Here is an 8395-nt window from a genome sequence, read left to right as displayed (position 1 = left end):
AAACAGTAAAATTAATTATGAAGAATCAACTTATAATTTTCTTAATTTTTCTCGCTTCTTTTTGTACTATTAATGCTCAACAAGATGCGCAGTATACCCAGTATATGTATAATACGGTAGCGGTGAACCCTGGCTATGCTGGTTCAAGAGGTGTTCTTAGTATTGCTGCTTTGCACCGTTCACAATGGGTGGGTTTAGATGGAGCCCCAACAACCCAAACACTCAATGTACATAGTCCTATTTCTGAAAGGGTAGGGCTGGGTCTTTCCATCGTAAACGATGAAATAGGTAATGGTACCAACCAAGATACTTATTTTGATGCCGTTTTTTCCTATACCATACCTACTTCTGAAAATGGAAAATTGTCTTTTGGATTAAAAGCTGGTGGGCATTTTTTAAATATTGATTTTAATAAGTTAAGAAATTATGACCCGTCTACCGCAGCGTTAGGTCAAACGAACATAGACAAGAAGTTTTCACCAAATTTTGGTGCGGGGGTGTATTACCATACGGAACAATTTTATGCTGGTCTTTCAATACCTAATTTTCTGGAAACAGAACACTTTGATTCTTCTGGGAACAGTAATTCCTATATAGCACAAGAACGTATGAACTGGTACCTAATTACAGGTTACGTTTTTGAGGTAAACCCAGATTTAAAATTAAAACCAGCATTACTTTTTAAAGCTGTAGAAGGCGCACCTCTACAAGCAGATCTCTCTGCTACAGTATTGTTGAACGATACATTTTCGTTAGGGGCAGCTTACAGATGGAATGCCGCACTAAGTGCACTAGTTGGTTTTCAATTAAATGAAAAACTAATGCTCGGACTTGCCTATGACCGTGAAATTACAGAACTAGGGAGTACTTCATTCAACGACGGATCTTTTGAGATTTTTTTAAGGTTTGAATTTTTGACTAATTACAAAAATATTCTCACTCCAAGATTCTTTTAAAATAATTCTATTTGTAAAGCAATAGATTATTTGTAGGACTGCTTTATAGGTCTTGGAGATTACTTTTCTCATTACCATTATGATACATCAAAATCAAAAAGATATATTTTTAACCCTCATTAAACATGCCATTTATTTGCCATAAAATTTCAGTAAACTAAAAGGGGACATTCATCTCTTTGATGGATTTTTACCTAGTGGATTTTCGTAAGATTATATTATATTTAGGTTTTTAAGGTAATGGGCTCCTTATATTTGTTGCCTTAAAAACTACCGCTCTTATAAAAACAATGACGAAAGCCAAGATCCATCCTAAGGAAAAAGAAAGATTAGCTCTTCTTGATTCATATTCAATTTTAGACACCTTGCCTGAAAAAGATTATGATAACCTAACCCAACTTGCAGCAGAAATTTGTCAGACCCCAATATCTTTGATCACTTTACTTGATGATAAGCGGCAATGGTTTAAATCTCACTATGGTTTAGAAACCTCTGAAACACCAATTGAAGATGCATTTTGTGCTCATGCTATAACTAGTGATGAACCAATATTTACTACGGAAGATGCAAGAGAAGATAGCCGTTTTCAAAATAATCCTTTGGTTACAGGTGATCCTAATATTGTTTTCTATGCAGGTATTCCATTAAAGAATGCTAACGGATTACCTCTAGGTACTTTATGTGTTATTGATAATAAACCTAGAAATCTTACGCAAAGCCAAAAAGAATCTCTCAACATTTTATCTGAGCAGGTTATTAATTTGTTGGAGCTTAGAAAGAATAAGTTAGAATTGGAACGTGCTCATAAAAAGCTGAAAAAATTCTCTAAAAAACTAGAGCGTAAGGTGTTTCAACGAACCAATCAACTTGAAATAAAAACGATTAAGCTTGAGTTGATGATCAATGATCTAGAGTCGTTTAATCATATTTGTAGCCATGACCTTCAAGAACCGTTGCGCAAAATTCAAATGTTCATTTCTCAGATCAGTGATACCGAATTCAACAATTTATCGGAAGCGGGAAAGCATAAATTAGAAAGAATAGACTTGTCCGCCGGTCGTATGCGTAATCTAATTCAAGATTTAATGGCATATGGAGCAACGGAATCTATTGATAATAGCTTGACCACTGTTTCATTAAAAAACTTGGTCTTAGATGTAAAGGATATTTTGAGTGAAGAATTAAAAGAACATAAAACTTTGCTCAGAGTTCAAAAAGACTGTCCAATTACAGTGAGACCTGTACAGTTTAAACAATTGCTTTTTAATTTGTTTACCAATGCCATAAAGTTTTCAAAAAATGAAATCAAGCCAACTATAAAAGTACATGGCTCGGTGGTTAACGGAACGGATTACCCGGAACTTAATTTAAACGAAGACCGACAATATTCTCGTATTTTAATATCTGATAATGGTATTGGGTTCGATCAAAAATATGAAAACAAGGTCTTTGAAATCTTTCAACGCTTACATAGTGATGAAGAATATCAAGGTACCGGTATTGGGCTGGCAATTGTAAAGAGAATTGTGACTACCCATAGCGGACAGATAAGGGTAGAGAGCTCTCTTGGTAACGGTGCTGTTTTTGATATATTTATTCCCCTTGCGGATTAAAGAGATTTAAAATACTCTTTTACCTCAGTAATATGTCTTTCCTTAGATGCCTTACTTAGCCAACTGGCTTCAAATGCATTAATGGCCAATTGTTCTATTTGTTCCAAACTCAAATTCAGCGCTTTTGCGGTCTGGTAGTAGTTCTCGTTCATATATCCACCAAAATACGCAGGATCATCTGAGTGGATGGTCGCAAGAATCCCCTTGTCCAACATTTTGGCAACTGGATGCTCATCCATCTTCTGAATTACTTTTAAGGCAACGTTACTGGTAGGACAAAGGGTCAATGCAATTTTCTCATTCACCAGTCTTTTTATCAAAGCTTCGTCCGTTAGACAACGATTACCATGGTCAATGCGCTCAACATTTAAAATATCCAAAGCTTCCCAAATGTATTCTGCAGGACCTTCTTCACCTGCATGTGCCACGAGTTTGTATCCATGTTCTGCAGATGCTTTAAACACTTTTTTAAACTTACTTGGCGGATTTCCCATTTCCGAAGAATCTAAACCAACACCATCTATAATTTCTTTAAAAGGAATAGAAGATTCTAGCGTGTTAAAGGCAGCATCTTCAGTTAAATGACGCAAATAGCTCATTATGAGTTTGTAAGAAATATTTAGTTCGTTTTTTCCCTTTTCTAAGGCTCGATGAATTCCATTGATGACCACATCAAAGGCTACTCCACGTTCTGTATGGGTCTGGGGGTCAAAAAATACTTCTGCATGTTTTACATTTTCACTGTGAACTTTGGTTAAATATGCCCATGTAAGATCAAAGAAATCTTGCTCGTGCAACAATACTTGTGCGCCTGCATAGTAGATGTCTAAAAACTCTTGTAAGTTGTTAAATTTATAAGCTTCCTTTACGGACTCAATGGAATCGTAAGGTAAGTTGATGTTGTTTCTCTTTGCAATCTCGAACATCAATTCTGGCTCAAAACTACCTTCTAAATGTAGATGGAGTTCCGCTTTTGGAATTCCTTGAATAATAGTTTTAAGTTTAGATGATTCCATAGCGTAGTAGTTTTGATTTCCTTTTTTAAGATATGTAAGTCCATTTAATGTAATAAACTTACTTTTAAAACTTGATATTTATTTTTGTTGGTTGCTATAGCTATTGTTTTCAAATAGATCAGGCATTAATTTAGGTTGGCACTTTGATGTAATAAGATAAACAGATTGCTTAAAGAACATAGGTATTAAAAATATCTTCAAGTTCTTTTTCAGGATCTATACTTAGTCCTGATCGCGTGGTAGAGCTTTGTATAACGGTGCTTCTGCAAGCTGTTAACCATCCAAATCGATCTGGTAGGTTTAATTTACCTATGGGTCCGCCTGCTTCTTTACCCTCACATATCAGCTTCCATGCCTTTAAATATTCGTTTAATATCTCGTATTCTATTTCTGGAGAAAAAGCTTTTAATTTTTTCTCGTCGATATGATATTTAATATCTAAAAATTTTGTTCGTTTACAGAATAAAATCACACCTACATTAAAGAACTCTTCTCGTTCTACCTTGGGCACTATTCTAACTATGGCAAACTTAAATGTATGTCTATCTTGCATCTTCGGCTTCTTTTACTAATACATCTATCATTGATAGTTTAGTGTTTATAAATTGTATATAGGCAGCTCTTTTTTCATCCGCATTCAAAACGTCAGACTCGCTTGATAGCCAATCTTCTGGTATATTTAAAACTATTTCAGTTACTTTTTCTAAGGTAATGTACTTTTTAATTTCTGCTGCTGCTTCAGAGAGGGCAGTGGCCTGTTGTAATAGTACATGATCTTTTATGAACGGGAAGGTTCTTGATAAATGGTTTTCCCAGGTTTCCCAATTATGATGAAAATAGAAACTGGCACCATTGTCTATGACCCATAACTCATTGTGCCAAAATAAGAGATTTGCATTTTTTGCCGTTCGATCTATATTGCTGATCAAGCTATCCAATACTACTACCTTAGATGCTGTTAATGTATCTGCCTTAGAAATTAATGGATCAAAAGTAATGGCGCCGGATAAAAAATGCAACCCAAGATTTAACCCAACACTAAACTTTAATAAATCTTGAATTTCTTCATCCGGCTCTGTTTGTCTAAAGGAGTCCTCTAAATTCATAAATACCAGTTCAGGTACTTTTAAACCTATGGCACGTGCCAATTCTCCGCCAATAAATTCTGCAATGAGCGATTTTTTTCCTTGGCCTGACCCTCTAAATTTCAGTACATATAAAAAATCATCATTTGCTTTTACAATGGCCGGCATAGAGCCTCCTTCCCGTAAGGGTTGCAAATATTGAACAACATCTACTGTCCTAATATCAATTGTATTCATATTGCTAAGATATAGTTTGTAGTAATATCTATACCTCTGCTTATCTAAATAACATTGAAAACTTCTTCTAAGACATAATGGGTAACCCCAACAATAACAGCAATTATAGAAATAATCAGAAATTTAAAAAGTACTGAATTACTATTAGCTTTAAGTTTGTTGTTTAGAAATACAACATCGAGCAAAATAAATATAACGGCAATAATACAGCCAATGATTGTGCCAACCTGTACCAATGCCCATTCATATACCATACTTGACAACGAGAATTTAGTATGGTCTGATTCTGGTGCCGGTCCTAAAACTATGCGCATATGGAATAACCCTAAAAGTATAGCAACAATAAGCCAACCAAGGTAACTTAGTATTCGTTTGGTCATATCACTTAAACGCTACTAGACGTGCAATGGTATCATTCTACTTTATTTTCTAACGGAGAAATCATAATATGTGCCCTGTGAGTGCCAGGGTCCATGATCCAAGGGTGATTGGGAGCTGAGGGTGTCTCCGGTAAACCGATCGATTTAGATGTGGCAAAAGGAGTATAAATAACGTAACGTAGTTTAGCACCTTCAACTTGTGATGTTTCAGGGTCAAAGGTTGTATTTGGACCATAATAAATGTGCAAAGTAGAACCGGGAGTTATTTTTATTTTACCAGATTTTACTTCTGCTTCGCGTATGGCAAAAATTTCGTCTGAAGATTTGCCTTCGTTACGTAAGGTTCTTCCCCGTGCCATAAAAGGTTCTAGGTCTTTATGATAACATGCGGCATTGAAACCGTTTTTCTTTGGGTCGTCTGCAAGTACAATATACTCGCTGTCACCTTCCTTTAGCGTAACAAATTCACCTGCCATATTGTAACCGATAACTTTAGTATTTTCCCTACTATCTTTTGGTGCTGCCATTAATGCCGTAGCAATTAAATCTTGATCGCTTTCAATAGATTTTAAATTTGATTTTTTATCCGCAATTTCTTCGGTAGTCTCGGTTGAATTGTCATTAGAAGTCTCTTTGTTTTTATTTGAAGTATTACAAGATATTACAAGACCGCCAAGTAGTAATGTAGCTAGAAGTTTGTTCATGATTTAAAGGTTTTTGTTCTTTTTGATACTTAAGAAAGTTCTTTTCTAAAGTTAGTTATTTTATTAACCTTCTGAACGTCAAAAGCTTTTAAATTATGTACCAAATTTTTCTAACTGCATATGTAAAATAGGGTAGGGTTTACCGGTAGCATCTAACTCTGACCTGCTTTGTGTTTTAAATTGATAATATTCGTAAAAACCTACAGCTTGTTCATTCTGTTCATTTACATCTACTTTGTCTATTTTCAAGTTTTTAATGGCATATTGTAATAACAATGCCCCAATACCTTGGCCTCTATAATCTGGATGTACGAACAACATTTCAAGATTACTTTGGTCAACACCTAGAAAAGCAATGATTTCCTTTTCATGGTTTCTATAGGCACGAAGGTTTACGGCATCTAAATAGGTGTTTAAGATCAAAGGTTTAAAATACTGGATATCCTCTTCATTTAAAAAATGATGTGTAGCTCTGACGGAAGCTTCCCAAACCTCTACAACTTGTGGGTATTCCCACTTTTGGATAAAATCAATTTTATTCTTCACAATTAAAAATAGAAAAACAGTTGATAATTTGTTTTAAGAAGTCATTATTAATCATACAAACGTATAACTTCTCCGTTTCCTCTTCCTTTTACACTACGTACATAACCATTTACTACTTTAGGCATAGGAATGGGGTTGTGCCCCGGAAAATAGTCTTTATACTTCTCATAGGCATTTTCTACCATACCAGACGATACCACATTTACTCTAATCTCATTTTCCAATTCCAGGGCAACCGCTTGTACAAAGCTATGAATACCACCGTTTACCATAGCTGCACTAGTGGTTTTTACTACGGGATCATCGGCTAAAATACCGGTAGTTAACGTGATGGAGCCTTTTTTGTTTAAATAATGTTGTCCTATGCGAACCAAATTTACTTGCCCCATTAGTTTGCTTCTTAAACCTATATAATAATCTTCTTCCGTTAGGTTGTTGAAATTGTCCCATTTTGCCTCTCCAGCAATACAGATGATGGCATCTAATTTTCCTGTTTTTTCAAACATGGATGAAATAGACCTGCTGTCTGCAATATCTACTGTGACATCACCGGTTGTACGGCCAGCAATAATAACTTCATTATCATTTTTAAAGTGAGAAACTACGGTTTTACCAATGGTTCCGTTGCCTCCTATTATTAAAATTTTCATGTTGTTTTATTTAAAGGTTACTACTGATCTAAGAAAGATGCAAGCTAAATGCAAATGACTTTTGTAAGGTTAAGTTAATAACTTAAGGGGATGTTTTCTTTCTTGTCCCATAATATTGTAGGTTAATTTAATGGCTTAATTTTTAAAGAAAAAATACATTTCGTTAAGATATACTAAAAACAAAGCGACTAGGGTATAACCCATAGCCGCTTTGTTTTGTAAACCGATATTATTTATCGTACGTTTTTATTTAAGAATGACCTCATTTTCTCTATGATGTCATTGCCGTCTTCTTCCAGTGCAAAGTGTCCGGTATCATAAATGTTGTAGTCTATATTTTTTACATCTTTTTTAAAGGCTTGGGCACCACTTTCAGGAAAGAAAGCATCATTTTTACCCCATACGATCAATAGTGGAGGTTGGTTATCGCGTAAATACTGTTGCCATTTAGGGTATAGTTTTACATTATTTTGATAATCATAAAACAGATCTAGGTTTACGGCATGTGCATTTGGTCTAGACAGTCTTAAGAAATCTAAATGCCAGGTGTCCGGATTCACGTTTTCTGGGTTTCTAGTGCCGTGCGTGTACTGCCATTCTAACCCTTCCAAAGAAAAAGATGGTAATAAGGCCTTTTCGGTTTCCTTATTTCTATTGGACCAAAATTCCTTAGTAGTTTTCCAGGCTTGTCCTAGACCTTCTTCGTAGGCATTTCCGTTTTGATTGACTATTGCAGTTATTCTATCCGGATGTGCGGTTGCTATTCTAAATCCAATTGGGGCACCATAGTCTTGAATCATAATAGCATATTTATCTATAGCTTTAGATTCTAAAAAAGAATTGATTGTTTCAGCTATATGGTCAAATGTATATTGATAATCATTCTGAGAAGGAAAATCACTGTTTCCAAAACCAGGATAATCCGGTGCTATTAAATGAAACTCATTAGAAAGTTGATTTAAGACTTTTCTGTATTGGTGCGATGAAGAAGGAAAACCATGTAATAATACAATAGTGGGGTTACTTGGATCACCAGCCTCTCTATAGGCAATGTTTACTCCCTTTACATTTTCTTTTTTATACTGTATTGTGTTCATTGTTTTTGTGTTTTTTATTATTAAGGATTCTTTGTTTTTTTGTGTGGTGTTTTGTTGTTGACATGATGTTGTTAGTGTCAATGCCAAGATGCATATAAGGTTAATTGTTCT

The 8395-nt window shown here is 35.0% G+C and carries 10 protein-coding genes; 2 read left to right on the top strand and 8 right to left on the bottom strand.

Annotated elements, in window-relative coordinates:
• Window positions 1–17: 17 nt before the first annotated feature.
• Both I600_RS03720 and I600_RS03715 read left to right on the top strand, forming a co-directional pair.
• Window positions 18–956, top strand: coding sequence for a PorP/SprF family type IX secretion system membrane protein (locus I600_RS03720; protein WP_058103150.1), 939 nt, complete (start codon window positions 18–20; stop codon window positions 954–956).
• Between the two features lie 290 nt (window positions 957–1246).
• Entirely contained in the window at window positions 1247–2569 is a 1323-nt protein-coding gene (locus I600_RS03715; RefSeq protein WP_058103149.1) for a GAF domain-containing sensor histidine kinase, read from the top strand.
• Here the strand turns inward: I600_RS03715 and I600_RS03710 are convergent.
• From I600_RS03710 to I600_RS03675, 8 genes are all read right to left on the bottom strand, one after another.
• The gene (locus tag I600_RS03710) at window positions 2566–3585 is read right to left on the bottom strand and encodes an adenosine deaminase (protein WP_058103148.1); all 1020 of its coding nucleotides are present in this window, start codon (window positions 3583–3585) and stop codon (window positions 2566–2568) included. The genes I600_RS03715 and I600_RS03710 overlap by 4 nt on opposite strands.
• 169 nt (window positions 3586–3754) lie before the next feature.
• The gene (locus tag I600_RS03705) at window positions 3755–4138 is read right to left on the bottom strand and encodes a DUF3037 domain-containing protein (protein ID WP_058103147.1); all 384 of its coding nucleotides are present in this window, start codon (window positions 4136–4138) and stop codon (window positions 3755–3757) included.
• The gene (locus I600_RS03700; RefSeq protein WP_058103146.1) at window positions 4128–4907 is read right to left on the bottom strand and encodes a HipA family kinase; all 780 of its coding nucleotides are present in this window, start codon (window positions 4905–4907) and stop codon (window positions 4128–4130) included. The genes I600_RS03705 and I600_RS03700 overlap by 11 nt, the downstream gene beginning before the upstream one ends.
• A 44-nt stretch (window positions 4908–4951) precedes the next feature.
• A complete protein-coding gene (locus tag I600_RS03695; RefSeq protein WP_058103145.1) occupies window positions 4952–5287 on the bottom strand; it encodes a hypothetical protein in 336 nt (111 codons plus the stop codon).
• A gap of 32 nt (window positions 5288–5319) precedes the next feature.
• Window positions 5320–5991, bottom strand: a complete 672-nt coding sequence (locus I600_RS03690; protein ID WP_058103144.1) for a hypothetical protein — start codon at window positions 5989–5991, stop codon at window positions 5320–5322.
• A 93-nt stretch (window positions 5992–6084) separates the two neighbouring features.
• Window positions 6085–6537, bottom strand: coding sequence for a GNAT family N-acetyltransferase (locus tag I600_RS03685; RefSeq protein ID WP_058103143.1), 453 nt, complete (start codon window positions 6535–6537; stop codon window positions 6085–6087).
• Between the two features lie 47 nt (window positions 6538–6584).
• On the bottom strand, window positions 6585–7187 hold the full coding sequence (locus tag I600_RS03680; RefSeq protein ID WP_058103142.1) for a short chain dehydrogenase: 603 nt from the start codon (window positions 7185–7187) through the stop codon (window positions 6585–6587).
• Between the two features lie 233 nt (window positions 7188–7420).
• The gene (locus I600_RS03675; protein WP_058104266.1) at window positions 7421–8284 is read right to left on the bottom strand and encodes an alpha/beta fold hydrolase; all 864 of its coding nucleotides are present in this window, start codon (window positions 8282–8284) and stop codon (window positions 7421–7423) included.
• Between the last annotated feature and the right edge of the window lie 111 nt (window positions 8285–8395).

Origin of the sequence: Maribacter dokdonensis DSW-8 (assembly GCF_001447995.1) — a bacterium.
GTDB lineage: Bacteria > Bacteroidota > Bacteroidia > Flavobacteriales > Flavobacteriaceae > Maribacter > Maribacter dokdonensis.
This window is presented reverse-complemented; position numbering and strand designations above follow the sequence as displayed.

Bases quoted from the DNA above. Each gene is read 5' to 3' on its own strand.
- I600_RS03720 (WP_058103150.1), top strand. From the start codon at position 18: ATGAAGAATCAACTTATAATTTTCTTAATTTTTCTCGCTTCTTTTTGT.
- I600_RS03715 (WP_058103149.1), top strand. From the start codon at position 1,247: ATGACGAAAGCCAAGATCCATCCTAAGGAAAAAGAAAGATTAGCTCTT.
- I600_RS03710 (WP_058103148.1), bottom strand. From the start codon at position 3,585: ATGGAATCATCTAAACTTAAAACTATTATTCAAGGAATTCCAAAAGCG.
- I600_RS03705 (WP_058103147.1), bottom strand. From the start codon at position 4,138: ATGCAAGATAGACATACATTTAAGTTTGCCATAGTTAGAATAGTGCCC.
- I600_RS03700 (WP_058103146.1), bottom strand. From the start codon at position 4,907: ATGAATACAATTGATATTAGGACAGTAGATGTTGTTCAATATTTGCAA.
- I600_RS03695 (WP_058103145.1), bottom strand. From the start codon at position 5,287: ATGACCAAACGAATACTAAGTTACCTTGGTTGGCTTATTGTTGCTATA.
- I600_RS03690 (WP_058103144.1), bottom strand. From the start codon at position 5,991: ATGAACAAACTTCTAGCTACATTACTACTTGGCGGTCTTGTAATATCT.
- I600_RS03680 (WP_058103142.1), bottom strand. From the start codon at position 7,187: ATGAAAATTTTAATAATAGGAGGCAACGGAACCATTGGTAAAACCGTA.
- I600_RS03675 (WP_058104266.1), bottom strand. From the start codon at position 8,284: ATGAACACAATACAGTATAAAAAAGAAAATGTAAAGGGAGTAAACATT.